We start from the raw sequence: 23,049 nt of genomic DNA on the forward strand, positions 1-23,049 counted from the left end.
GCTGCTCGGCCGCGGCATCGAACGCTTCAGGGAAAAGCGATGGTTTCCGATCGGCCCCGCAGCGCTCGACCGTGCGCAGGGCTGGTATCGCCGCTTCGGCAAGTGGTCGCTGCTCGCAAGCTGGCTGCCGATCGTCGGCGATCCGATCACTGTGATGGCCGGCGTCCTGCGGGAGCCGCTGCCGACCTTCCTGGTGCTGGTGGCGATCGCCAAGGTGGGGCGATATCTCGTGCTTGCAGCAGCGACGACGGGGCTTGCGTAATGTTCCAGCAGATCGTCGACGTCCAGCGTGAGATCTACCTCGCCTTCGCCGGCCACATAAAGGAATTTGCTGCGGGCGGCGGCTGGGCCTCGTTCCTCGCCTTCCTGCCGATGGGCATCGTTTTCGGCGCCGTCCATGCAATGACGCCCGGCCACAGCAAGTCCGTTCTTGCCACCTACCTTGCCGGATCCTCTACCAGGGCGCACGGGGCGCTCCTTGTATCGCTCGCGCTTTCCTTCACGCACGTGACGATGGCAGTCCTCATAGCGCTTCTTGCCCTGCCGCTGGTGTCACATTCCTTCGTCGACGCCGGATCGTCTCCGACCCTTGAAGTCGTCAGCCGGGCCCTGCTGGGCGTCATCGGCCTCTGGATGCTGGCATCGGCTCTGTTCCGGCACGATCACTCGCATGCGGAGGGCGAAGGGCCGTTGATGGGGGTAGCAGCCGGGCTGGTGCCGTGCCCGCTCACCCTGTTCGTGATGACCTTCGCCATGATCCATCAGGTCGTCGTCACCGGCCTGCTGTTCGCCTTCACTATGATGATAGGAGTCGGGCTGACGCTCTCCGTGGTCGCCCTCCTGACCGTGGTTTTCCGCGACCGCATCGCCTATCTGATGAGGACGTGGCCGCGGCTGCTCGGTTTTGTATCCCGCGCGACGGGTGCACTCGCGGGGCTGGTGCTGGTTGCCGTCGCTGCGGTCGAGATAGCGAACTGGCTGGCAATTACATGAGGGCAATGATGCGTCGAACAAAAATGGTGCTGATTGGCGCGACGGCAGCGCTACTGGTATTGGCAAGCGGCGCCCAGTGCGAGGAGACGAAGTCGCCGTTCCAGCGTTTCGCCGAGCGGTGCCTCGAACTCGGGCCGCGCTACGACCAGACGGTCGCACTTGCTAGGGAAAGCGGCTGGCCGGATCTGGCGGACGACATGACGATGGGCATTCAGCCTCTCGGGGTACCAGCGACCTTTCAAGGCTGGCTGGTGAATTCGGATGGCGCTTCTCCTTTCGAGGCGGTGGTGGTCGCACGTGGGGCGGTTGGTCCAAAGACTGTCGAGAGTTGCACCATGGCGTTCGCCGGGACCGACGCGGCCGCATTCGAGCGGAGTTTCGCCTCGACAGAAGCAGCGCGGCCTTCTGGAGAGCAAAAGGGACAAGGCCGGGTGCGGAAGTTCTTTGCGATCGAGCGCGAGGGCGTGAAGGAAGCGCTAACGCTCGACCTTCCAATCTATCCGAACGGCGCCGACGAGGTTGTGGCGAGCGTCGTCTCCGAGCAGCGGATTGAAAACTGAAGCCGCTTGACAGGGCGATCCTGCTTTGAGAGTTTCGGGACATGGGGCAGCGATCGCCCCACGAGGCTACGGCCGAAGAATCGCGTCCTTGAACCCGCACCAACGGAGGACGCGCCGCGATGTCGTCATTTCTTGAAATCACACCTGACAAGCTGAATCGGATCATCGGCACCTCAGGCGCCCAGATGCTGATAGACGTCCGCTGCCAGCAGGGACGCAAGCTCAGTCAAGGCGTCTTCGCCTATCGCCTGTCGTTCGAGTTGCACCCATGAAGAACTCGCCCCCACGAATTGCGATCGTCTGGCGCGGTGACCGGCAAGCCCGGCGAGCGGCGACGCCACAGAACAACCGCTTCCACCGGATCTTCGAAGAACTCGCGGCAGTCGGCCTTGCGCCGGAGCCCGCCGTCTTCGACGAAGAATTCGCCGACGATGTTCTCGAACAGCTCCTTGCAGTCGACGCCGTGCTTGTCTGGGTGAACCCGCTCGACGACGGAAAGACGAGAAAGATCCTCGATCCGCTTCTGCGACAGGTGGCGGAAGCCGGCCGATTTGTAAGTGCGCATCCGGACGTCATCCTCAAGATGGGCGTCAAGGAGGTGCTCTACGAGACCAGGCATATAGGCTGGGGCGTCGACACACGGCTCTATCGCACCGCCGCGGACTTCCGCCAGGCGTTCGTTCCAACGTTCCTAGCCGCCGGGCCGCGCGTGTTGAAGCAGAACCGTGGCAACGGCGGACAAGGTATCTGGAAGGTCGAACTCGCTGGAGCGCCTGCCGGCGGTGCGACCTCGATCAGTGTGCTGGAAGCGAAATCAGGCAGTGTCCCTGAAACGATTGACCTGTCCGACTTCATTTCCCGCTGCGAGAGCTACTTCACCGAAGGTGGCTGCATCGTCGATCAGCCGTTTCAGTCCCGTCTGCCCGAGGGCATGATCCGCTGCTACATGTCTGGAAGCAGGGTCGTGGGCTTCGGACAACAGTTGGTCAAGGCGCTGGTGACGCCGCCGTCGGGACCTGGCCGGGAACCACTTCAGCCTGGTCCACGGATCATGCATCCGGCATCCGCAGAACCGTTCCATACTTTGAGGACAAGAATGGAAAGTGAGTGGACGCCGCAAATGATGTCGACGCTTGGGATCGAAGCAACGTCGTTGCCGATCATCTGGGACGCCGATTTCCTTTACGGGCCACCAGACGCTTCAGGCAACGACACCTACGTTCTCTGCGAGATCAACGTCAGCTCCGTCTTCGCCATTCCTGACGAAGCCCCTGCGGAGATTGCACGCGCAATGGCGTCGCGGCTGCGCGGGTCCGCAGTGTAACTCTGTCGCCGGCGCATTGATCCCGGATATCAACTCATGTATATTATGAGGTACGTACATCATATCCGTGGCTTGCGGACGGAGACGCGCGAGGTCAGGGTTCCAGACCTGCAGTTCGGCCATGCGATGAGAGGGATTTCGGGAGGGGATTATGACGGCCTTGCAACTCAATCCAGATTTTGCCATCGCGGATGAGCAGTCGCTTCGGGCGCTGTTCGAGCCGACCCACGCTCTGGCAATCGTGAAGTGTCAGAATTCTCTTGGCGAGCACGCGCAGGAATTCATTCGGCGCTCGCCGTTCTTCTGCATCGGCACGCAGAGCTCGGAGGGAAAGGCCGACGTCAGTCCTCGCGGCGACCCTCCGGGGTTCGTCAAGGTTCTTGACGAGCGCACCCTGGCGATCCCGGATCGACCTGGCAACAATCGTCTTGATACCCTCAGCAACATCATCGCCAACCCGAACGTTGGGCTATTATTTCTTGTCCCCGGTTTCGACGACACATTGCGCGTCAACGGGCGGGCAAGTCTGAGCAATGATCCTCAACTGCTGACGAGCATGAGCGTCGCTGATCGTCTCCCGAAACTCGCTATCATCGTCAATATAAGCGAAGTTTTCATGTATTGCGCCAAGGCGTTCAGACGGTCCCGCCTGTGGAGCCCGGATCATTTCCAGGACCGCACGGAGATGCCCTCGCTCATGAAGATCATTCTGGATGAGACGACAGGGGCGCCGAAGGACGGGGATGAAATGCGAAAGATGGACGAAGACCTGGAACAAGCCTACCGAAGGACACTTTATTAGCTGCCCGGCGCGGGCCGAAGACGGTCGAGCCCAAACCGTCATCAGCGGAATTTGGCTCAGCCCGTCGACACGACACCCAAGCTGAGAACCCACATTTCGCGATAGCAGAAGTCGGGATCGGAAATCAGACGCTCTGGCTCTTCGCCGATCGCCTTCCATTGGTGATGGTCCGCCTCCGCCAAGTCGCACCTTTGGGCAAGTCCGGATAAAAATTCGAGATTGTTGCGAATATATTCGCGCTCCACGGGCCTGAGTGGTTGACGGCGCTCCGCGAGCGTGGTGATGGCAGAGACCTTCTCAAGGCCGGCTGCTCGAAACCACGCCGTTACGCGCGTTCCCCTCATCGCCCCGGACATCTGCACGTCATCAGACAGCGCGTCGAGCAGACGCCACGTCAGTTTAGGATCTTGGGGCTGATACTGCCAGACCGAGATATCAACCTCCTTGACAGCAACAAGTCCGCCGGGTTTTACGACGCGGCGGAACTCGCCGATTGCTTGGGTCAGCTCTTCGTCATTCAGATACTGGACGACGTTTGCGCTCCAGACTGCGTCGAACGTGCCGGTTTCATACGGCAGCGCAGCAATGTCTCCGATCCGCGTGCTTATCGGACAGACAAACCGTTGGTTTGCGATCAAGGTTTCGATTGCCTCGACATTTTCCCGTGCCAAATCAAAGGCCTCGATATGTCCCTCGCTGCCCAGCAACTCCGCCATCAAAGGCAGGAAGACCCCATTGCCAGCACCTGCGTCAAGCACTGACCATCCGGGTCGAATACCGGCGGCGCGAAGAGTGGCATCGTACTCGTCCTTTAATGCCAGGTAGTGAACGTCAAGATGTCCGCCAGCGCTGAGCTTATGCCCAGTCGATGTAATCTGTTCGGAGTTTGATGCGGTGTTCATTTTGTCTGCCCGTCCTGGTTCCGAACGACGGCGTTCATAGGCATGGACTTATGCACAGGTTCGTCAGCCTTGCGCCCTAGCCATGATATAAAATCCGGCTCGCAGCTCTCATCATCCTATTGACGCAGCGAAAAGATACCGCTTTTCGAGGACTGTCAACGGCCATCCAACCGACAGCCTCGCTTCCCCATTCCTGTGCCCTGCGTATTCCGCCATCAGCCAGATGTGGCGGACGATCGCAAAGAGATGGGTGGCTTCGACGTCGTCTAAAGCACGTCGCGCAAAAGTGTGCAGCGGTTTTGCGATAACGACATGCGTAAAAACAAGGACCTAAAGCGCGACGCGCTTTAGCGTTCAGGGATTGACCCAGCGGGAGGAGGTCAGCGCGCCCAGTTTGTCGTAGGCAAAGACTGCGCGTCGGTTGTCGGCGTGGCGCAGCTGGAACCAGTCCAGCGTCTCGGCCCGGAATATCAGCAGTCCGAAGAAGGCCCGTCCATCGGCGTCTGCGACCGCTGCCTCACTCGCCGGCCGCTCGCCGATGTCGTCGCCCGGCGGCCCGCCCATATAGGTACTGCGCGTCGATCGCGGCAGCAGGCTCCAGGCCTCGGCCGCAAGTTCGCTGGCCGGTCCATGGAGTTCGGCCGATCCCTGAAGGCGAAGCTGCACTCTCGGCTGCGGGCCAAAGCCGAGGATGGTGACCAAAGGATTGGCCGATATTTCCTGCCATTTCGGGCTTCTGACATCCGTATGGATTTCCAGGACGCGTCGCGCCACATCCACGCGCCTCAGCACCACCATGCGGGCCTGCGGCCGCCCGCCGGCGTCGACCGAACAGAGGTTCAGGTAGCGGAAGGCCGACTGCGGATCGGCGGCAGCACCTTCCAGCTCTGCCCAGGCCGATGCATCGACCTCGGCGAGGTTCACTGTGTCGCCTCAGCGTTCTTTATCTCGCCGGCCTTGACGTAGTCGCAGCGCATCGCTGTTCTCCCTGGCGTTGAGAGCGATCCCATCAGACGGACCGGGTAAGGCCACCGTCGATCTTGAGGCTCTGGCCGGTGATATAACCCGCCCCTTCGGAAACCAGGAAGGAAATCGTCGCGGCCACTTCGGCGCTGGTGCCGTAGCGCTTCATCGGCACGCTGTCGCGGCGCTCCTCCGTCGCCGGCAGGCTGTCGATCCAGCCCGGCAGCACATTGTTGATGCGGATGCCGTCGCCCGCATAGGTATCGGCATAGATCTTCGTGTAGGCGGCGAGCCCTGCACGGAACACCGCCGAGGTCGGGAACATCGCCGACGGTTCGGACACCCAGGCGGTGGAGATATTGACGATTGCACCCGACTTCTGCGCCAGCATGATCGGCGTGACCAGCCGCACGGGACGAACCACGTTCATGAAATAAATGTCCATGCCCGCGTGCCACTGTTCGTCGGTGACCTCGGTGATCGGCGCACGGGGACCGTGGCCGGCGCTGTTGACGAGAGCGTCGACGCGGCCCCATTTCTCCATCGTGGCGTCGACCAGGCGCTTGAGGTCGTCGTTCGACTGGTTCGAGCCGGTGACGCCGATGCCGCCCAGTTCGGCGGCAAGCGCTTCGCCTTTGCCTGACGAAGACAGGATGGCGACCTTGAAGCCATCGGCCGCCAGCCGCCTCGCGGCTTCCGCACCCATGCCACTGCCGCCAGCCGTAATGATCGCTACCTTTTCTACTGCCATCGTCGCTCTCCCTGTTCGATTTGCACCCATTGCCGGGCGTTGATCCCCGGAATATCATGGGCTCCAAGCGAGAGCGAACCAGTTTTCGTGACATATCCCAGTAGAAAAACTATCGAATGTCCATGCTGATCGGCAATCTTCCATCCCTCAACGGCCTCAAGGCCTTCGACGTGGCGGCGCGTCATCTGAACTTCCGGCTCGCCGCCGAAGAGCTCGGCGTCACCCAAGGTGCTGTCGCCCAGCACGTGCGCGGGCTTGAGGCGGAACTCGGGGTGACATTGTTCGAGCGCCTGCCGAAGTCATTGGCGCTGACGGGCGAGGGGCGAAGCTACGTCGCCGACGTCAGGCGCGCCTTCGAACTGCTCGCAAACGCGACGGCGAACCTGAAGCCTCAGCCGGTCAAACTGGTGGTCAGCACGACACCAACCTTCGCCTCGAGATGGCTGATCCCGCGTCTTCCTGATTTCACCTCGAGACATCCCGATCTCGATCTCCACATCCTGGCGACGGACCGTATTTCCGTCTTCCAGACAGACGGCGTCGATCTCGCCGTCCGATATGGCAGCCCTCCCTTCGGTCCCGGCCTTGCCGCCGAACTGCTGTTCGAGCAGGAGATCATCGCCATCTGCAATCCGAACCTCGTCGCCGTGGGAGCCGAGCCCAACAACGCAGAAGAACTCTCGCACTATACGCTGCTTCACGATGCCCATAATTCCTGGCCCGAATATATCGATCGCTTCCTCGGCGGCGGCGATGCCACGCTGTTTCGGGGCATCAGCTTCTCGCAGACATCGCACGCGATCGAAGCTGCAATCGCCGGACAGGGCATCGCCGTGGCGACCCGCGCTTTCGTCTCGACCGACATCGAGGCGGGCAGGCTGAGGCAGGTCTTCGACGGCGCCCTCAAAACGCGGTCGCACTTCTATCTGGTGAAGCCGCGATATCGGAAGTCCGAAGCGGTGGACAAGCTTCAGGACTGGCTGCGGTCAGAGGTGCAGAGCTGATGGTCGTACAGCCATCGCTCAAGGAATGGACCAACTGCGGCAGGTTTGCGCCAACAGCAGACCAAGGCCAAACAGCTTTGGTCGGTTCGAAACGATGGTATGATGTGTTTCGTTCATTTAAGGTTTGGGCTCGCTTTATGGATCCGTTGCCGGATTTTCAAGATTTATTGGATCGCATGACAGCCTCTTATCGGGCAGGGGACGCGGCTGCTTGCGCCGCAATGTTCACTCTCGATGCTCAGTTGTATTCGCCCTACGCGGCTCCTGCTTTTGGCCGCGAAGCGATAGAGGCGCTTCACCATGAGTGGACCCATGGGGGAGTGCCGGACAAGAAGTTGCAAGTTCTCCAGTCGGGAGGATCGAATGACACAGCGTGGACCCTCAATGCATACTCCGAGGACGGGGGGAAAGTTCGAGGAAATTCCCTGGCCGTCTGGCAGCGGGGTCGTGACAGAGTGTGGCGCATCCGAATTTGCTCTCTAAACGACGACCAGCGCGAAGTTAACCATGGGCCTACCAAATCTTAAGGCTTGTTGGGGATGGAACAGTGAGCGGCATGCTTCGGGCACGACAGCCGAGCGATTAAGACCGGATCGCGCCACAAGCGATCATTGCCCCAGGACGAGTTTTGCTTAGACTGGCCAAACTGATCATTTTGAAGTTGGACGGCATCTATGATTTCTCTGAAAGGTGCTGGGGTGCGATTGAGACCCGCTTCGCCTGATGATGCCGAGGCTCGGTTTTCGTTGGGAACGGACGCCGACATTTCGAGAATGTTCGGAGTGAGCCAGTCAGATGTAAAACCAATCACGAGAGATGCAGCCGAAGAATGGGCCCAAGGCCAAGCCCAAAATCCCTACGCCTGGATGATCGAACTCGAACAGCGCCTAATCGGGGAAATCAAACTTCATAGCCTAAATTTCCAGGATCGGCGGGCATCAATGGCGGTTGCCATTTATGACCCAGCACTCCTTGGAAAAGGACTTGGGAGCGAGGCGATCCGTCTGCTTTTGCAACATGCCTTCACAGAGCTCAAACTCCATCGCATAGGAATTAGGGTGCTTGCCTACAATGAACGCGCAATCCGAGCCTATCAGAAATGTGGTTTCGTGGTGGAGGGACGAGAGCGCGAAACCGCCTTCGTGGACGGCAAATGGCATGACGACCTTATGATGGGTTTGCTTTCCACGGAATTTCAGGGCTGGCTGCGGTCAAAGGTGCGGAGCTGACGGCCTGCCACGATCACCTCATCATCAAATGATGGGCACCTATCGGCGCTTTCCGAAGTCGGTAGTCCTGAGCCGACTTTGCAATCCAGCCTTATCTTGGTGAATTCGATTATGTCAGTTAGGGATAGCGATATCTTCAACGGACTATATCGATGTCTCAGGATTTGCCCGCCTCGTCCCCCAAGTCTCAAAATCTCCCCGTGGCCTTTACAGGCGGGGGAATTATCGGTGTCCTTGGTGGGTTGATTGGTCTTGGAGGAGCGGAATTCCGGCTACCTCTCCTGATCGGCTTGTTCAATTTTGCGGCTCTTGAGGCGGTCATCCTCAACAAGGCCATGAGCCTGGTCGTTGTTGCCACCGCGCTCCCGTTCCGTGCTGCGACTGTGCCTTTCAGCACGATCGCCGAGAACTGGCCGATTGTCGTCAACCTGCTCGCTGGGAGTCTGCTCGGCGCATGGTTTGGCGCGGGATGGGCAACCCGCCTGAAGTCGGAATCCCTCTACAAGGTGATTGCCGCCATGCTGGTCGCGATCGCCGTCGTCCTGGTCGTAGGCCACGACGCGACAGCCGGCCAGGCGCTTCTAACGGGCGTGGCCCAGATGATCGCAGGCGTGGTGGCGGGTTTCATCATCGGGATTGTGGCATCCCTGCTCGGTGTGGCGGGTGGAGAGCTATTGATCCCGACGCTGGTCCTGCTTTTCGGGGCGGATATCAAACTGGCCGGAAGCCTCTCCCTCGCCGTAAGCCTGCCCACGATGCTGGTCGGGTTCACCCGTTACAGCCGCGATCAGAGCTTTTCGGTCCTTGGCCGCAACAAGACCTTCCTGCTGGTCATGGCGGGGGGCTCGATCGTCGGCACCTTTGTCGGCGGCCTCTTGCTTGGCATGGTGCTAAACGCCTTCCTCCTGCCAGCCCTGGCCGCAATCCTGCTGATCTCAGCCGTAAAGGTTTGGCGACACAACTAACTCAATGACGAGCGCGAAAATAATGACTCTTTTCAGCTCATTCGAACGTCCTTGTTGCGACTGCCTTTGTGCGGTTTGGATCGAATGAGGAAAAGAACATGGATTTGGATGGAAAACGGATCGTTGTCGTCGGTGGTAGCCGCGGGTTGGGCTTCGGAATGGCCGAGGCGTTTGTCGCGCGCGCAGCTAAAGTGACCGTCGTGGCTCGCGACGCGACGACTTTGCGAGCGCTGGGAGAGCAACTCGCCGTCACGACTGTGTCTGCTGACGCGACCAGCGCCGACGCCGCAAAGAGGATCATGTCAGAGACACGACCTGATGTCGTCATCATGAACGCCGGCGCGGAACCGCCCATGGAACGGATCGACCGTGTTGGCTGGGAGGCGTTCACGACCAACTGGAACGTCGATGTGAAGGCCGCCCTGCATTGGGTCCAGGCCGCTCTGACGTTGCCGATGGCGTCGGGCGGGCTGGTCGTTCTCGTTTCCAGCGGAGCCGCGGTGCAAGGCTCGCCGCTATCGGGAGGCTATGCAGGAGCAAAACGGGCGCAGTGGTTCATTGCAAAATATGCTGAGGGCTTGTCGACCCAGCTCGGCCTGGGCCTGCGTTTCCGGGTCATTGTTCCCCGGCAGATGTTTGCAGGAACCGGCGTGGGCAACGCCGGAATCTCCGGCTATGCTGCGGCGGCGGGCCGGACATTCGCCGAACAGGCCGCTACCTGGCCGGACATGACACCGCGTGGCTTTGGCGATACGGTAGCCGAACTGATCGGCAACACGGCGCTGGAAGAGGCTATGATCTACGCCGTGCGTGGAGATACAGGCGTGACGGTCATCGAATGATGGATGAAGCTCCCCTCGAAGCAGAAGCGAAGAACACGCTCTACGCGGCGCTGGCCAAGGAGGCGGATGCAGTTCGCCCGGAACTGCATCGCTATGCCGCCCGATTGGTCGGCTCGGTGATCGACGGCGAGGACGTGATACAGGACGCTTTGGTCAGTGCGTTCGCGATGGTCGGCTCGATCTCGTCCGGCACGCCGCTGCGACCCTGGCTGTTTCGCATTGTTCACAATCGCGCCATTGATGCGCTGCGCCAGCGAAGTACCCGTCCGTCAGAGCCGCTGGAGACGGCCTTTGATCTAGCTGATGTCAGTGCTGTTGATCCAGAGGATGCGCTGATTCGGCAGGACACGGTGCGGATTGCCTTGGCTCACTTTGCCAAATTGCCGGTGCCGCAGCGTAGCGCGGTGATCCTCAAGGATGTGCTGGGAGAGCCGATCGCAGACATCGCCGCGCTATTGGGCCTGAGTATCGATGCTGTCAAAGCTCATCTCTCACGTGGTCGGGCAGGATTGCGATCCATCTCCGAGTCGGGGTCCGAAGTTCCGCTGCCCCCAAGTGCCGAGGTTCTGAATTTCGCAGCGCTCTTCAATGCGAGGGATTGGACGGCCCTGCGCAGGCTGCTTGCCAAGGATGTTCGGCTTCGTCAGGCACGACGGCCACAGGTCTCCGGTGCGGCGAACGTTGGCCGATTCTTTTCCTATTATGCGGACTATCCGCGGGTTTGGATCGAACCGGCTTGTCTGGAGGGCAGGGAAATATTGCTGGTTTCGGCTGCGCCGTCCGCTACTCCTGCTTACTTCATGCTGCTTGAATGGAGGGACCAAAAGATAACACTGATCCGCGACCATCGATATGCGACCTACGTCATGGAGGATGCGGCTGTGACGCGGGCCGCATCGCAACGCGAATATTAGGCCTGGCGCTCTCACGGCTCGTTGGCATAGATCGTCGCGTCAAAGCAATGTACCGCACCAGGAGTGGGCGAAGGTGGAAGCTTGCCCATCTTCGGGGCTGCTGGTCCGATCCTCGGAGCTGAGCAGAACTGTATTCAGAACAGGCGATCGACGCATCGCTCGGACTCCCACTGCCTGAGGAAATTCGCTTCCCGGGCAATCCAACCGACGGTCTCGCTTCCCCATTCTTGTACCCGGCTGGCGTATTCGCCCATCAGCCAGATGTGGCGGACGATCACGAAGCCGTGGGCGGCTTCGAAGTCGTCTGGCGTGATCGGCCGGACGGCCCGATAGGCATCGACGAATGCGTCCCACATGGCGGTCGACCTCCGGCCGAAGGATGTTTGCGCCCACAAAAACACCGACAGGTCGTAAGCGAGATATCCCGGACCGCCGTCATCGAAGTCGAAAAATACGGCTTCGCCGGCGTCGTTGATCCGCGCATTGAAGCCGTGACAGTCACCATGGCAATAAGTCGACGTCAAATCGCCGAAGGCTTCGATCGCCTTTGCGGCCCGTGCAGCGATGTCTTCAAGATCGCTGCTGACCTTGGCGTCTTCCACGATGCCGCTATCGCATATGCGGGCGAGGGGTCGGTGCAGCAAGTGTTCGAGGTCGAGCCGATAGAGGGATCCGTCCGGCTGGAATGTCTCGGCGGCGTTGTGCAGCAAAGCAAGAGTCGTCCCGTTGGCCCGCGCATCGCCGGCATCCGTCGCATCCGGCTTGCGGCCGTCGATCGCCCGGAAGAGCACTGCCTGGCGCACGCCCTCCGGCGCATCTCCCTCAACGAACAAGCTGCCCTCGCGTGTCGCGATGGGGGCTGCGACCGGAACGCCTGATTGCGAGAGATGCGCCAAGAACGCCGTTTCGGTCCTGACGTCGGCCGGACCGCGGGCGCGGCGATGAGAAAGCCGGAACACATAACGCTCGCCGTTGCTCCCGAGAGCGAGATAGACATCATTCAAGCCGCGTTGCAGCATCCGGCAGGAAACCGGTCCTGCAGACGGATAATGCCGATGGATGAACTGTTCGATAGCCGCAACCTGCGGGGTCGAATAGAGCGGATTAAAATCGAGCATGGGCGCTGTACCATCGGGCTTTGCTGGCAGGCTGCTTCCGCGGTGAAAAGACCATGAAGGCGGTGGCGGCCGCAGGCACGTATGATTGCAATGAGCTGCTGCTTGGATAAGCTGAATGGCGCTATTAATAAAACCAAGAGATGAAAAACAAAATGCCGGTTTCGCGATTTTTGAAAGAAAACTCTATTTCGATTTCTGTCCTTTCCATCATTTTCGGTCTGTCTGGATGCCGGCAAAGCCCAGGCCAGCTCCGTCGTCCTCGAGCTTGACCGGAGGATACTCTCGTCTCCAGCGGTTCAAATCGCCTTGGAGAAGCCGAAGAATCCGATAGCCGGCGCTCCGGGACGAGCGCCAGGTGAGGTCGCCGACGATGCCCACAATCATCAGTAGGGCGAGACGCACGCCCGCCGCGGACCGTAATAGGGCTGGAACGTGTCGTCGTAAGCCCGGTAAGACCGATAGCGCGCATAGCACCAGCTCGTATGTCCGTTGCCGCCATTATAGACCTGGCGGTAATAGCGCGGCGCGTAGTAGCGCGGACGGTAAAGGGTCGACCCGTAGTAGCTCAAACCGGAATAGGGCGATCCGTAATAGCCCTGGCCGTAGTAGCCCTGATTGTAGTAGCCTTGGCCGTAGTAGCCCTGACCGTAGTAGCTTCCGCCATAATAGGGCTGCGCCAGCATTCCGCCGATGATTGCGCCGGCCGCGAGCCCGCCGAGTCCCCAGGCCCAGCCGTTGTTACTACCGTGGTGTCCATGCCCGTAGTAGCCGCCATGCCCGTAGTAGCCGCCATGGCCGTGGCCGCCGCCGTGATGTCTGTACTGGACCGGCTGCGCCTCTGCGGCTTCGATCTTAGGCATGGCAATGGTGGGAAACGCCATGGCCGGCGGGACGCTCGTCAGCGCCGTCACCAGCGACAGGGTAACGATTGCTAACCTTTTCATTGGCTCATCTTTCCTTCTACAGCACCGCGCGTCGAAGTCGACGCGCAAGGGCGTTTCAGCCCTCTAGGTAAACTGTCGAATTATACTCTAAAATCGGCTTTGATTCGAGGAATTATGCAGGAAAGCTTTTTCTTCGACGGTGGGTTTCCCCCGAAAGCACGCGCCCACCCTCCGTCATCTCATTTGAGCCGCGGCGCGCTCCACGAATCGTGTGCCGCGGGGCTCATCCATGAGGCCGGCAAAGCGCGGTCATCACCTGCCGATGAAGGCGGCCAGCTCATTCGCCGTGCCATTGGGGAAGGCCTGTTATTTTGGAATCGAAATGCCGCTCAGCCTGCGCCTTTCCGGCGTAATTGCATAAGGCCGTGAACTCATAAATCTGCTGGACTGACAGCCTGACAGAGTCCGCTATACCCCCAATGGCCGACGCGTTGCTGCGTGGCAGCGAAACGACGCTATGTGCCAAAGCGGAGTTGCCGATCAAGCAGGTTTGCCGCTGCCGGCTTACCAGTCGAGATCATCACCAAAACTGAAAGCATCACCGATCATGGCATCCTGCCGTTCATATGACCATTATGCCGATTCGGTCTTGCCGCGTTCCCCTGCAGAGAACATCCTAACCCTGACAAAGCGGTATTTCCAACGGATATCGGATTAGAGGAGCCATGAAATGGATCTGCATCTCACTGGCAAAAAGGCACTGGTAACCGGCTCGACTCGGGGGATTGGGCTTGCCATCGCTGAGCGTCTTGCGTTGGAGGGAGCCGACGTCGCGATTTGTGCCCGCAGCGGCGACGCCGTTGAGGACGTGGTCAAGGCGCTAGAATCCAAGGGAGGCAAGGCCTGGGGCCGGTCCGTGGACGTCAAAGACCCAGCAGCACTTCGGAGCTGGGTTGAAAGCGCTGCGGCGGCGCTTGGCGGTGTCGACATTTTGGTGGCAAATGCCAGCGCCCTATCTTTCGGCCTTAGTATCGAGGCGTTCCAGTCGGCCTTCGACGTCGATCTGATCCACACTGTGACGGCAGTTGAGGCGGTTATGCCGCACCTTGAGCGATCACGGGCGGGGAGCATCGTCGCCATTGGCTCGATTGGGGGAGTCGAGGATTCAGAACTCAATGCTTACACAGAGGTGTCCTATGGCGCCATAAAGGCTGCGCTGCACTTTTACATCAAGTCGCTCGCCCGGACCGTCGCACCCAAGGGTATCCGAGCCAATGTCGTCAGCCCCGGTTCGACGTTCTTTGACGGTGGTGCCTGGGATCAAATCAAGAGCGAGCAACCCGAACATTTTCGCAATGCGGTTGCCATGATCCCGATGGGCCGCATGGCGAGGCCGGAGGAGATCGCCAACGTCGTCGCATTCACGGCGAGCCCAGCGGCGAGCTATATCACCGGCGCCAATCTGGTGGTTGACGGCGCCTTCACGCGACGCATCTAAGCTAACGTGTCGGACGTGGAATTGGAGGCCGGTGGCCATGGACCGCCACGCTGCCGCTAGGGCCAATGTCGCTGTTGGGTCATTCGTGACCGGGTCGAACCGGCAACAAGTCTGGCCATGTCCGTTATTGCGCCGAAACCGGAAGCAGATTCAGAGCGTTAGGGACTCCGCCGCGAACCACTACCTGTTGATAGTGCTGCCCGAGCCGTGATTCAAGCTCGGAAACCGGAGCCTCGAATCATGCGCTACGAACTCAGCGATTCTGAATGGACCGCCATCAAGCCGATGCTGCCCAACAAGCCGCGCGGCGTTCGGCGGGTAAATAACCGCTGCGTGCTCGTCGCGAAACGTTCTTTTGACGTCGAAAGCGATGACCCCGGTCTTTGCGGCTCATGCTGGTGGTTAGTGATATAAGCCCCACAAGATCATCCGATTAGGCGGGAATATCTGCATGGGTGTAGAAATGGAGCTTCTGAATTCGGATGATTGCTCAGCGCTCGACAAATCCCGCTAGGCGTATTGTCGATCGGTCCTAGGCCAGACCCGCCACACCGGCAAAGCGCCGTCATCACCTGCCAATATAGGCGGCTAATTCGTCAGCCGTCCCATTGGGGAAGGCCTGTTTGAGAAAATCCAGGAACGCCGACACGCGCGCGCTGAGCAGCCGCCGGGAGGGGTAGAGCGTCCAGAGAGCGGTCTCGGGGCCGTCGATATCCCCCCAATTGACCAATGTGCCGTCAGCCAGGTCATGGCTCACCAGCGAAATGGGAAGGCGTCCTGCACCGACGCCGGCGCGCACCGCATCCCGGACCATGATGAGCGTCGCCAAGCTGAGCACAGGTTCGATCCTGATGGTTGACAGGCCGCCGGGTGTCTTCACGTGCCATGTTTGGGCTTCGCCGGCGCCGCGCGCAACGCCGGGAGCGGCAAGCCCGCCGGTCGGGCGGGGAAGATCGGGGCTTGCCACCACCACCAGCCGGTCGCGGAGAAACACCCGCCCGACCAGGCTTTCGTCGGGATCTGGATTGACCCGGATGACCAGATCGTAGCCTTCCTCGATCATATCCACGGGCCGGTCCTCACTCGTCACCTCAAGCCTCACCTCCGGATATTGGAGGGCAAAGCCGGCGGCAATCCTCCCCATGGCGGTCTGGGAGAAATGCAAGGGTGCGCTGATCCGCAATCTTCCCTTAGGTTTTTGACCGCCGGAGGCAATCGCTGACGCCGTCTCGTCCAGTTCGGCAAGCAGCGCCCCCGTCCGCTCGAACAGCGCCCGTCCTTCTTCGGTAAGCTTCAGGTTACGCGCGCCCCGTTCAAACAGCCGCAAAGCGAGACCGCTTTCCAGCTCGGCGACACGCCGTGACAACGTCGCCTTCGGCCGGCCTGTCGCCCGTGCCGCTTTGCCGAAACCACCATGGCGGGCAACGAGATTAAAATCGGCAAGCGCAAGAAGGTCCATGTCTGTTCCACCAGCGAGACGGTCTGTCTAAAATCGCCGTCTATCGGGCTGCCAGTGAACCACACATATTCGACGTGTCAAGCAAACCCAACACGGAGAAAGATCATGACCATTCTCGTCACCGGCGCCACAGGCAATGTTGGCCGCCAAGTCGTCGAACACCTCGTCAAGCGCGGCGCCGATGTCCGCGCTCTTGTCCGCGACCCATCGAAAGCGGATTTCCCGGCAGATGTCAGCGTCGTGCAGGGTGACTTCCTCGACGTCGACTCGCTACGCAACGCCATGTCAGGCGTATCGACGCTGTTCCTGCTCAACGCCGTGGTGCCGGACGAATTCACCCAGGCGTTGATTGCGCTGAACGTCGCCCGATCGGCCGGCATCGAGCGGATCGTCTATCTCTCGGTGATCCACGCCGACCTCTATGTGAACGTGCCGCACTTCGCCGGCAAGTTCGGCGTCGAGCGGATGATCGAGCAGATGGGTTTCAAGGCGACCATCCTGCGCCCGGCCTACTTCATCCAGAACGATCTGACGGTCAAAGACGTCATCACCGGCTACGGCGCCTACCCGATGCCGATCGGGCCGAAGGGTCTCGCCATGATCGACGTTCGCGATATCGCCGAGATCGCCGCGATTGAGTTGTTGCGCCGCGAACAGGCTACAGAGCCGCTGGCGCTCGACCGGATCAACCTCGTCGGTCCGCAGACACTGACCGGAACCGATATCGCTGCCATCTGGTCAGATGTGCTCGCCCGCCCGATCCACTACGGCGGCGACAATACCGAGGGCTTCGAGCAGAACCTCAAGCAGTTCATGCCCGCCTGGATGGCCTACGACATGCGCCTGATGGGCGAGCGGTTCCTGACTGACGGCATGCTGCCTGAGGCGGGCGACGTCGACCGCCTGACAAAGCTGCTCGGACGCCCGCTGCGCTCCTATCGCGCCTTCGCCGCGGAAACGGTTGCTTCCGCCTGACGCAGGCGACAGATCTCGAAAGGACGATCACCATGATCTATTCCACAGCCACCGTTCCGGTGAACCCGGAAGGCGAAACCCCTTTGACGCGCGCTGAGGCCTGGCAAGGTCTCGAACTCAAGGCACGCGACGCCCGGCTCTTTCTTCCCGCCGGTCTCTGCACCCGCTGCGATGTCGTGGAGGAAAGCCCGACCCACTTTGTGCGCGAGGCGACGATCGGCGGGCAGGATCTGCGCGAGATCATCACCCTGGAACGGCAAAGCAAGGTCACCTTCTTTCAGGCAACGGGGCCACGCGAGGGAGCGATCATCAACCAGCTCTTCGAGGATGAAGAAGGTCAGCTGCAGCTGCGCTTCTACTGCTATCTCGGCCTGCGCGGCAAACAGCCGAACGGCCCGGAAGAGCAGGCCGAGCAGGCGCAATTCGATAGCGAAATGGGCTACAAGGCCGCCCTGCTGTCGACGCTGAAGCGGACCCGCGAACTGCTGGCAGAGGGAAAACTCTAAACATCAAAAGAAACAAACAACAGGGCGGCCTCTTAACGAGGCGCCCTGCCTTGCGGGGGCACAAGTGACAAGGTGTCGAATACCGGACAGAGCCCGAGGCCCGACGCTCGCGAAGGCGCGAAAACCGGTTCAGGGAGGATTATCGCGAGTTTCCAGATGGCGATCGCCGCGCAGAAGGTTCGTCCAGGCCCGCGACACTTTCTCCGCGCCTGTGCCCCCGATATGGCAATCGTCGTAGCGGTCTTCTGCATCGAGTAACGCGTCAGAATTTACGCCCTCTCGGATACCATGGCCGCTTTTTGACAGGGCCAGTTGCGCCCGTACTACCGCATTGTCTGGAATATGCTCCTTGAAGCCGCCGTTGCTCGGTTCGAGGCATTTCGATGCGATCGAAATGTAAACGGGTGCTTCGACGCCGTGCTGACGCAACGTGTCAACCATCGACATGAAATGTTCCTGATAGGTCTCCGCAGTGGTGCCGATAACGAGGTCCTTCTCTCCTTGCACCCAGAGGACGCTCGTTATCCGGTAATCGGAACCCTGAAGCTGTTTCATTGTATCGACCAGCACAGGATTGAGGTCACCGCCTGTTGCCCATCGTGCGACCTCAGATCCGGAATAGGCGAGAGCTGCGAGGATGACGCTGTCATTTTGTCCGGACGCGATCAAATTGTTCCCAAGAAGCGTCCAGTACTCTCCCTTGGTATCGGTCGATCCAAGAAGTGGCGACGCCGCGATGAAGCACCGTTTCTCAAAGACGTTTACAACGCGCGCGCCATATTTTGACCTGTACCGTTGTCCACCGTCGTTGGCCGCGTTCGATTGGCCAAGAATGAGTAAGACAGCAGTTCGGTCAGTCTGAATCGGGCAGGTCACAGGCGTTTTTGATTCATCCCCGGTGAGTCTTCCCTTGTCGTCGAAAGTATAACGACTTGGAGCCGCCGCCTTCTCTCCGCCAACCATTTTCCTCAGCGCGGAAAGTTGTGGCCAAGGAAAGATCTCATGTCTCGCGCTCATGCCGCCGAGAAAGTACATGGCGATCATGGCGGCCAGACCGGCTGCCATTGTGTTGCGCATGTCGTTATCTTTCAAACATCATCCGATGCCATGGAGCCTATCGGACCGCTCAAGGCTGCTTCAGCCATGAGCGTTCCTTTGCGCCAGCCACATCTGCTTGCTTCGGGCATGATCTTTAAGAGAACGGGTCGTCGCGAAGATCGAGCCCCAATCGACGACTATTTAGCGTGGAGTCGCCGGAAACCTGTAAACTATAAGCCGGACCAGGGATTGCAATCATCCGGTTGGGTTAGAGATCGTGCCTGCTATGCAGCATGCAGTTCCATGGACAACACTCCCGATGTTCGTCACGCTTCTGCGGGGCGGGGCGGGCCAGGGCGTCGGGTTCCCCCAGGCGCCCTTGGCTTTATCACAAGGAATGGTGATCAAGCGGCCTTTGCCGCCGTCACGGCGGCGAGCAGAATGCCGGCGGTCTTAACCGATGAACCGGGGTTCTGCCCGGTAATCAGCAGGCCGTCCTTCACAGCATAGGACGACCAGTCGTCGCCGCTGGAATAGATGCCGCCGTTCTCCTTCAACATGTCCTCGACGAGGAACGGCACCACCTGGGTCAGACCGACGCCGTCTTCCTCGGAGTTCTTGAAGCCGGTGACTTGTCTGCCCTGGACCAGCGGCGTACCGTCGGCAGCCTTGACGTGGCGCAGCACACCCGGGGCATGGCAGACAAAGGCGACGGGCTTGCCGGCCTGATAGAGCGATTGGATGAGGGCGATCGAATTCTTGTCTTCCGCCAGATCCCAAAGCGGGCCATGGCCGCCCGGATAAAACACGGCGTCGTAATCTTCGGGAGAGACCGAAGCGAGCTTCACGGTCGAGGCGAGCACGGCCTGGGCATCCGGGTCGGCATGGAAGCGGCGGGTCTGGTCGGTCTGGAAGCTCGGTTCGTCGCTCTTCGGGTCGAGCGGCGGCTGTCCGCCCTTCGGCGATGCGACGGTGATGTCGGCGCCGGCTTCGAGGAAGGCATAATAGGGGGCGGCAAATTCTTCGAGCCAGAAGCCGGTCTTCCGGCCGGTATTGCCCAGTTGGTCGTGCGAGGTGAGAACCATGAGGATTTTCATCTGGAGATCCTTTCGAGACAGATGTGATCGGTTGATTTCGATGAGGGGATCATGCCTCGGCGGCTCTCATTCCGGAAATTTATTTCTTTGATTTCAGTTATGCGTTCAGCAATATATCTGGATGAAGTACGACCTCAACCTCCTGCCTGTTTTCGTGGCGCTCATGGAAGAGCGCAATGTCACGCGTGCGGCCGAACAACTGGGCATGACGCAGCCGGCCGTCTCCAACGCCTTGAACCGCCTTCGCGAGACATTGCGCGATCCGCTCTTCATCCGCGAGCGCTACGGCATGAGGCCGACTGAGATGGCAGAGACACTTGCTCCGGTGATCCGCGGGGCCTTGGCGAGCCTCGATGACGGCATTCTCGGCCAGCAGGCGTTCGATCCGGCGCGGGCGACACGGCAGTTCACCATCGCCCCGAACAGTTACGTCGAGTTTGTCTTGATGCCGGTGATCGTGGCGCGGCTGCGCGAATGCGCTCCCGGGATCAGGCTGCGCCTGACACCCTTCGGCAATGATCTGGCCGAGACCGGCGCGATATCCGGGGCGACCGAAATGGTGATCGGCCGGATCGTCGAGCCGCCTGATAACATGGTCGTGCAGCATCTCATGGATGATGGATTGGCCTGTGTCGTGCGCAAAGATCATCCCGAGATCGCCGAAAGCATCTCCGAGGAACAGTATCAGCGGCTGCGGCATGTGAACGTGCTTCCGCCCGGCCGGATGCGCGTCGGCCTGTTCCAGATGCTGCAGCAGGCCGGTCTCAGGCGCGACGTCTCGGTCTCCGTCACCCATTTCCTGGCGGTCCCGGAAATGGTGGCCGTCACCGACTATTGCGCGACGCTGCCCCGGCTGATCTGCCATCGCCTTGCCCGCGACCCGCGTCTCAAAGTCCTGCCCGCGCCGGTCGATCTCGGCAGCTTCCCGGTAGAGCTGGCATGGCATGTCCGTTATCGAAACGATCCGGCTCATCGGTGGTTGAGGTCATTGATATCAGAGGTGGCAAAGGAAATCTCCGACGCTGCGGTGGCAGAAGCGATGGCTGGAAATTGAGAGCGCGAGTTCGAACCTCGGCGAGGCTTTCATGGGCGAAATCGTGGGGGCAAAAGTCGGTGTTGATGGGCGCCCAGTCATGTCAGGATACGTCGCTGTTCGGGCGACATCGTCTACATGCCGAAGGGCGAGAGCGTGACGATCCGCTCGCATGAGGATGGCGCGCTCACCGCCTATGTCACCTATCCTCATTGGCGTCCGGCGCATGCTTGAGGCGACGGTGCATTGCTGATTGCCGGTCGCGGCCGAACCTCAGGGCATCGGCGGCATCTTTTCGAAGTTCGCCACATCCGGGTCGAGCCGCTCCCGGGCATTGCCTCCCACTGCGACCGGGAAACCGCTCCGGTCCGTGACGGGATTTAGGGCCGGTTTCCTTTCAGCGCTTCCACAAAACGGATGACGTCACCGACCATTCTATCATTCAAGATATCGTTGTGACCCGCACCGTCATAGATCAACATCCGCTTGGGCTCGGGTGCGATGCGGTACAACGCCTGCCCTGAAGAAAGCGGGATGCTATCATCAAGCCGGCCGTGGAGGAACAACTTCGGTTGTCTTACTTTGCCTATGTTGAGGTCCGAGCGAAAGGGATCCTTGAGAAGAACCTCGACCGGGAGGAGCGGATAATGCGTCTGCGCAACCGACAGTACCGACAGGTACGGAGACACAAGAATGACGCCCGCGGCCGGCCTCTTCGCGGCGGTATTCACGGCGACGCCAGTGCCAAGTGACCGGCCCAGCACAATGATCTCGCTTCCGCCGTGTGCCGAAAGCCAGTCGAACGCGGCGATCCCGTCTGTCAGCAGGCCCTGCTCGCTGGGGGAGCCGGTCGATCCGGGATAGCCGCGATAGGAAATCGCCAGCAATCCAATCCTCCGCGTGGTCAGCGCCTGGGCGAGAAACGCGTAATTGCCGAGGCGGTCACCGTTTCCGAAAAAGAGGAGCACGCAGGGCTTGTCGCTGTCGCCCTGGCTGTACAGTCCCTGAAGCATCTCTCCGTCGGGCGTCTTGATGTGGACCGTCTCGCCCCAACTCGCGTGCTCCGGAGCAGGTGTGGCGCCGGCTCCGGGGTAAAGCAGGGCTCGCTGAGACAGATAGATCAAACCCACGAGCGCCACGTAGGCGACGACCGCCATCAGCGGCAAGATCAGCAAATACCGTGTAGCGCTCACGACAGACTGTACCCACCGGTTTGGCAATGACCAGAACGCTTGCGGCAACCGCGGGCCGTTGCGGCGTGGTGTGCTCAGCGCAGCGCCAATATAGGCACAAAGCGTTCCTATGGAGAAGAGGCTCGAGAAACGAGGATCGTGCTCGTCCTGTTGATCGCCAACTGTTCGCCGTAACCTAGCAGCGCCTTTCCGGCAGTGCTCAAGATGAGATCGCGGCAACAGCAATCAGGGTGACAAAGACGCTGAGCGGCGCAAGATGTGCATGGTCGCGGTGGCGGAGAACAGTGAAAACCGCAGCCGCGATGATGACCGCCCCAAGCGCCACGCCGACAAAGCGGCTGACAGGAAGCGCAATCAGGACGGCGCTCAAAATTTCCAGTCCACCCGTCACGATACCCCACCAGCGCGGATAGCCCCACCGGGCGAAATCGCTTCGCGTCCCCGACGTGCCGATCGTGTTGACAAGGCCTGCGCCGGAGAATGCGACAACCAGGAACCAGATTGAAAGAACGTGAACCATCTTAGTGCGCCCCGATCATCATGGGGATGGCGACCAGGACCATGATCACCGCCGTGAGGCCGTGAATGCCGAAGGCGCTTTTGGTGGAACCTTTCGCTGCGAGAATGAGCAGCATGTCGCCCACAGGGATCATCGCTTCGATCAAAAGCACGATGCCGGCCTCGCGTTCTGCACCCCACATCATGAACGCCAGCACGAGCAATCCCGCGACGATATCGCGAACGCCCTTGAGGCGGAGCCACCAAGCGACGTTTGGGCCATCTTCGGGAAGCGGCAGGCCGAAACTGCGCATCATGGTCGTCGGGCTGGCAATATAGCCAGTGCCGATTGCGATAATAGCGAGGGCGAGCAGCAACCCGGCCCCGTTGGCAAACCAAAGCATGAGACGATCCTTCTATCGTGGATACAAAAACTAGCACTGCTAGGTAAAATGCATTAGCATTGCTAGTTAGTCAAGCATTGGTATAATCTTTGATGTG

Annotated in this window: 27 protein-coding genes and 2 pseudogenes; 18 read left to right on the plus strand and 11 right to left on the minus strand. The window is 60.1% G+C overall.

The genetic code is table 11. From position 1 onward, the window contains the following. The 6 genes and pseudogenes from C3Y91_RS12485 to C3Y91_RS12510 form a co-directional block, all read left to right on the plus strand. Positions 1-262: YqaA family protein (locus tag C3Y91_RS12485; RefSeq protein ID WP_168575381.1), on the plus strand; the 262-nt coding region annotated here is incomplete at its 5' end. Next, a complete protein-coding gene (locus tag C3Y91_RS12490; RefSeq protein ID WP_075225333.1) occupies positions 262-993 on the plus strand; it encodes a HoxN/HupN/NixA family nickel/cobalt transporter in 732 nt (243 codons plus the stop codon). The genes C3Y91_RS12485 and C3Y91_RS12490, both read left to right, overlap by 1 nt. A gap of 8 nt (positions 994-1,001) precedes the next feature. Beyond that, positions 1,002-1,553: a hypothetical protein gene (locus C3Y91_RS12495; RefSeq protein WP_226532137.1), complete on the plus strand. Its 552-nt coding sequence runs from the start codon at positions 1,002-1,004 to the stop codon at positions 1,551-1,553. 119 nt (positions 1,554-1,672) lie between these two features. Continuing rightward, positions 1,673-1,765, plus strand: a pseudogene (locus tag C3Y91_RS12500) (sulfurtransferase); the annotation flags it as partial. A 56-nt stretch (positions 1,766-1,821) separates the two neighbouring features. After that, on the plus strand, positions 1,822-2,877 hold the full coding sequence (locus C3Y91_RS12505; protein ID WP_130771196.1) for a Cj0069 family protein: 1,056 nt from the start codon (positions 1,822-1,824) through the stop codon (positions 2,875-2,877). Positions 2,878-3,028: 151 nt separating this feature from the next. Then, positions 3,029-3,679, plus strand: coding sequence for a pyridoxamine 5'-phosphate oxidase family protein (locus tag C3Y91_RS12510; RefSeq protein ID WP_168575382.1), 651 nt, complete (start codon positions 3,029-3,031; stop codon positions 3,677-3,679). A gap of 56 nt (positions 3,680-3,735) precedes the next feature. On the opposite strand, the gene C3Y91_RS12515 is transcribed toward C3Y91_RS12510, so the two are convergent. The 3 genes from C3Y91_RS12515 to C3Y91_RS12530 all read right to left on the minus strand — a co-directional run bounded on the left by C3Y91_RS12515 (position 3,736) and on the right by C3Y91_RS12530 (position 6,295). After that, positions 3,736-4,581 (minus strand): class I SAM-dependent methyltransferase, encoded by an 846-nt coding sequence (locus C3Y91_RS12515; protein WP_168575383.1) that lies wholly within the window; start codon positions 4,579-4,581, stop codon positions 3,736-3,738. A 354-nt stretch (positions 4,582-4,935) separates the two neighbouring features. Continuing rightward, a complete protein-coding gene (locus tag C3Y91_RS12525; protein WP_018068102.1) occupies positions 4,936-5,505 on the minus strand; it encodes a pyridoxamine 5'-phosphate oxidase family protein in 570 nt (189 codons plus the stop codon). Positions 5,506-5,590: 85 nt separating this feature from the next. Continuing rightward, the gene (locus C3Y91_RS12530) at positions 5,591-6,295 is read right to left on the minus strand and encodes an SDR family oxidoreductase (protein ID WP_168575384.1); all 705 of its coding nucleotides are present in this window, start codon (positions 6,293-6,295) and stop codon (positions 5,591-5,593) included. Positions 6,296-6,411: 116 nt separating this feature from the next. On the opposite strand from C3Y91_RS12530, the gene C3Y91_RS12535 reads away from it, so the two are divergent. The 6 genes from C3Y91_RS12535 (at position 6,412) to C3Y91_RS12555 (ending at position 11,249) form a co-directional block, all read left to right on the plus strand. Next, entirely contained in the window at positions 6,412-7,299 is an 888-nt protein-coding gene (locus C3Y91_RS12535; protein WP_168575385.1) for a LysR substrate-binding domain-containing protein, read from the plus strand. Positions 7,300-7,475: 176 nt separating this feature from the next. Further along, complete coding sequence (locus C3Y91_RS38695; RefSeq protein ID WP_226307052.1) at positions 7,476-7,826, plus strand: DUF4440 domain-containing protein; 351 nt, start codon at positions 7,476-7,478, stop codon at positions 7,824-7,826. A gap of 147 nt (positions 7,827-7,973) precedes the next feature. Continuing rightward, a complete protein-coding gene (locus C3Y91_RS12540; RefSeq protein WP_018068107.1) occupies positions 7,974-8,528 on the plus strand; it encodes a GNAT family N-acetyltransferase in 555 nt (184 codons plus the stop codon). Positions 8,529-8,680: 152 nt separating this feature from the next. Then, positions 8,681-9,493, plus strand: coding sequence for a sulfite exporter TauE/SafE family protein (locus C3Y91_RS12545; protein ID WP_130686091.1), 813 nt, complete (start codon positions 8,681-8,683; stop codon positions 9,491-9,493). 98 nt (positions 9,494-9,591) lie between these two features. Then, positions 9,592-10,335, plus strand: a complete 744-nt coding sequence (locus C3Y91_RS12550) for an SDR family NAD(P)-dependent oxidoreductase (protein WP_130686092.1) — start codon at positions 9,592-9,594, stop codon at positions 10,333-10,335. Continuing rightward, positions 10,332-11,249 (plus strand): RNA polymerase sigma factor, encoded by a 918-nt coding sequence (locus C3Y91_RS12555; protein ID WP_168575386.1) that lies wholly within the window; start codon positions 10,332-10,334, stop codon positions 11,247-11,249. Before C3Y91_RS12550 ends, C3Y91_RS12555 begins: the two co-directional genes overlap by 4 nt. A 134-nt stretch (positions 11,250-11,383) precedes the next feature. Here the strand turns inward: C3Y91_RS12555 and C3Y91_RS12560 are convergent, their stop codons facing one another. Then, entirely contained in the window at positions 11,384-12,367 is a 984-nt protein-coding gene (locus C3Y91_RS12560; RefSeq protein WP_168575387.1) for a phosphotransferase enzyme family protein, read from the minus strand. A 383-nt stretch (positions 12,368-12,750) separates the two neighbouring features. Further along, positions 12,751-13,311: a BA14K family protein gene (locus C3Y91_RS12565; protein WP_168575388.1), complete on the minus strand. Its 561-nt coding sequence runs from the start codon at positions 13,309-13,311 to the stop codon at positions 12,751-12,753. Positions 13,312-13,981: 670 nt separating this feature from the next. Here C3Y91_RS12565 and C3Y91_RS12570 point away from each other — a divergent pair. Then, positions 13,982-14,749 (plus strand): SDR family NAD(P)-dependent oxidoreductase, encoded by a 768-nt coding sequence (locus C3Y91_RS12570; RefSeq protein WP_130654909.1) that lies wholly within the window; start codon positions 13,982-13,984, stop codon positions 14,747-14,749. A 240-nt stretch (positions 14,750-14,989) separates the two neighbouring features. Next, on the plus strand, positions 14,990-15,163 hold the full coding sequence (locus C3Y91_RS12575; protein ID WP_020397293.1) for a hypothetical protein: 174 nt from the start codon (positions 14,990-14,992) through the stop codon (positions 15,161-15,163). Positions 15,164-15,317: 154 nt separating this feature from the next. On the opposite strand, the gene C3Y91_RS12580 is transcribed toward C3Y91_RS12575, so the two are convergent. Next, entirely contained in the window at positions 15,318-16,208 is an 891-nt protein-coding gene (locus C3Y91_RS12580) for a LysR family transcriptional regulator (RefSeq protein ID WP_168575389.1), read from the minus strand. 105 nt (positions 16,209-16,313) lie between these two features. Here C3Y91_RS12580 and C3Y91_RS12585 point away from each other — a divergent pair, with 105 nt between their 5' ends. After that, positions 16,314-17,183: an SDR family oxidoreductase gene (locus tag C3Y91_RS12585; RefSeq protein WP_168575390.1), complete on the plus strand. Its 870-nt coding sequence runs from the start codon at positions 16,314-16,316 to the stop codon at positions 17,181-17,183. A 32-nt stretch (positions 17,184-17,215) separates the two neighbouring features. Further along, positions 17,216-17,689: an SRPBCC family protein gene (locus C3Y91_RS12590; RefSeq protein WP_168575391.1), complete on the plus strand. Its 474-nt coding sequence runs from the start codon at positions 17,216-17,218 to the stop codon at positions 17,687-17,689. Between the two features lie 129 nt (positions 17,690-17,818). Here C3Y91_RS12590 and C3Y91_RS12595 read toward each other — a convergent pair whose 3' ends face one another. Then, positions 17,819-18,766 (minus strand): sialate O-acetylesterase, encoded by a 948-nt coding sequence (locus C3Y91_RS12595; RefSeq protein WP_168575412.1) that lies wholly within the window; start codon positions 18,764-18,766, stop codon positions 17,819-17,821. Between the two features lie 365 nt (positions 18,767-19,131). Further along, a complete protein-coding gene (locus C3Y91_RS12600; RefSeq protein ID WP_168575392.1) occupies positions 19,132-19,824 on the minus strand; it encodes a type 1 glutamine amidotransferase domain-containing protein in 693 nt (230 codons plus the stop codon). A 121-nt stretch (positions 19,825-19,945) separates the two neighbouring features. Between C3Y91_RS12600 and C3Y91_RS12605 the strand changes: the two genes are divergently transcribed. Then, the gene (locus tag C3Y91_RS12605; RefSeq protein WP_168575393.1) at positions 19,946-20,878 is read left to right on the plus strand and encodes a LysR family transcriptional regulator; all 933 of its coding nucleotides are present in this window, start codon (positions 19,946-19,948) and stop codon (positions 20,876-20,878) included. Positions 20,879-20,980: 102 nt separating this feature from the next. Next, a pseudogene (locus C3Y91_RS38865) lies at positions 20,981-21,091 on the plus strand (ethanolamine utilization protein); the annotation flags it as partial. Between the two features lie 146 nt (positions 21,092-21,237). On the opposite strand, the gene C3Y91_RS12615 reads toward C3Y91_RS38865, so the two are convergent. The 3 genes from C3Y91_RS12615 to C3Y91_RS12625 all read right to left on the minus strand — a co-directional run bounded on the left by C3Y91_RS12615 (position 21,238) and on the right by C3Y91_RS12625 (position 22,952). Beyond that, the gene (locus tag C3Y91_RS12615) at positions 21,238-22,050 is read right to left on the minus strand and encodes an alpha/beta hydrolase (protein WP_026170589.1); all 813 of its coding nucleotides are present in this window, start codon (positions 22,048-22,050) and stop codon (positions 21,238-21,240) included. 199 nt (positions 22,051-22,249) lie between these two features. Continuing rightward, positions 22,250-22,570, minus strand: a complete 321-nt coding sequence (locus tag C3Y91_RS12620; RefSeq protein WP_130687806.1) for a DoxX family protein — start codon at positions 22,568-22,570, stop codon at positions 22,250-22,252. Position 22,571: 1 nt separating this feature from the next. After that, entirely contained in the window at positions 22,572-22,952 is a 381-nt protein-coding gene (locus tag C3Y91_RS12625; RefSeq protein ID WP_168575394.1) for a DUF4267 domain-containing protein, read from the minus strand. Between the last annotated feature and the right edge of the window lie 97 nt (positions 22,953-23,049).

This window comes from Rhizobium ruizarguesonis (assembly GCF_012349115.1).
GTDB classification, from domain to species: domain Bacteria; phylum Pseudomonadota; class Alphaproteobacteria; order Rhizobiales; family Rhizobiaceae; genus Rhizobium; species Rhizobium ruizarguesonis.

Excerpts from the sequence above, each read along its gene's own strand:
- C3Y91_RS12555 (WP_168575386.1), top strand. The coding sequence starts at position 10,332 with ATGATGGATGAAGCTCCCCTCGAAGCAGAAGCGAAGAACACGCTCTAC.
- C3Y91_RS12595 (WP_168575412.1), bottom strand. The coding sequence starts at position 18,766 with ATGCGCAACACAATGGCAGCCGGTCTGGCCGCCATGATCGCCATGTAC.
- C3Y91_RS12565 (WP_168575388.1), bottom strand. The coding sequence starts at position 13,311 with ATGAAAAGGTTAGCAATCGTTACCCTGTCGCTGGTGACGGCGCTGACG.
- C3Y91_RS12560 (WP_168575387.1), bottom strand. The coding sequence starts at position 12,367 with ATGCTCGATTTTAATCCGCTCTATTCGACCCCGCAGGTTGCGGCTATC.
- C3Y91_RS12605 (WP_168575393.1), top strand. The coding sequence starts at position 19,946 with ATGAAGTACGACCTCAACCTCCTGCCTGTTTTCGTGGCGCTCATGGAA.
- C3Y91_RS12550 (WP_130686092.1), top strand. The coding sequence starts at position 9,592 with ATGGATTTGGATGGAAAACGGATCGTTGTCGTCGGTGGTAGCCGCGGG.
- C3Y91_RS12535 (WP_168575385.1), top strand. The coding sequence starts at position 6,412 with ATGTCCATGCTGATCGGCAATCTTCCATCCCTCAACGGCCTCAAGGCC.
- C3Y91_RS12530 (WP_168575384.1), bottom strand. The coding sequence starts at position 6,295 with ATGGCAGTAGAAAAGGTAGCGATCATTACGGCTGGCGGCAGTGGCATG.
- C3Y91_RS38695 (WP_226307052.1), top strand. The coding sequence starts at position 7,476 with ATGACAGCCTCTTATCGGGCAGGGGACGCGGCTGCTTGCGCCGCAATG.
- C3Y91_RS12545 (WP_130686091.1), top strand. The coding sequence starts at position 8,681 with ATGTCTCAGGATTTGCCCGCCTCGTCCCCCAAGTCTCAAAATCTCCCC.
- C3Y91_RS12625 (WP_168575394.1), bottom strand. The coding sequence starts at position 22,952 with ATGCTTTGGTTTGCCAACGGGGCCGGGTTGCTGCTCGCCCTCGCTATT.
- C3Y91_RS12510 (WP_168575382.1), top strand. The coding sequence starts at position 3,029 with ATGACGGCCTTGCAACTCAATCCAGATTTTGCCATCGCGGATGAGCAG.
- C3Y91_RS12585 (WP_168575390.1), top strand. The coding sequence starts at position 16,314 with ATGACCATTCTCGTCACCGGCGCCACAGGCAATGTTGGCCGCCAAGTC.
- C3Y91_RS12570 (WP_130654909.1), top strand. The coding sequence starts at position 13,982 with ATGGATCTGCATCTCACTGGCAAAAAGGCACTGGTAACCGGCTCGACT.
- C3Y91_RS12515 (WP_168575383.1), bottom strand. The coding sequence starts at position 4,581 with ATGAACACCGCATCAAACTCCGAACAGATTACATCGACTGGGCATAAG.
- C3Y91_RS12505 (WP_130771196.1), top strand. The coding sequence starts at position 1,822 with ATGAAGAACTCGCCCCCACGAATTGCGATCGTCTGGCGCGGTGACCGG.
- C3Y91_RS12600 (WP_168575392.1), bottom strand. The coding sequence starts at position 19,824 with ATGAAAATCCTCATGGTTCTCACCTCGCACGACCAACTGGGCAATACC.
- C3Y91_RS12590 (WP_168575391.1), top strand. The coding sequence starts at position 17,216 with ATGATCTATTCCACAGCCACCGTTCCGGTGAACCCGGAAGGCGAAACC.
- C3Y91_RS12495 (WP_226532137.1), top strand. The coding sequence starts at position 1,002 with ATGCGTCGAACAAAAATGGTGCTGATTGGCGCGACGGCAGCGCTACTG.
- C3Y91_RS12580 (WP_168575389.1), bottom strand. The coding sequence starts at position 16,208 with ATGGACCTTCTTGCGCTTGCCGATTTTAATCTCGTTGCCCGCCATGGT.
- C3Y91_RS12620 (WP_130687806.1), bottom strand. The coding sequence starts at position 22,570 with ATGGTTCACGTTCTTTCAATCTGGTTCCTGGTTGTCGCATTCTCCGGC.
- C3Y91_RS12490 (WP_075225333.1), top strand. The coding sequence starts at position 262 with ATGTTCCAGCAGATCGTCGACGTCCAGCGTGAGATCTACCTCGCCTTC.
- C3Y91_RS12540 (WP_018068107.1), top strand. The coding sequence starts at position 7,974 with ATGATTTCTCTGAAAGGTGCTGGGGTGCGATTGAGACCCGCTTCGCCT.
- C3Y91_RS12575 (WP_020397293.1), top strand. The coding sequence starts at position 14,990 with ATGCGCTACGAACTCAGCGATTCTGAATGGACCGCCATCAAGCCGATG.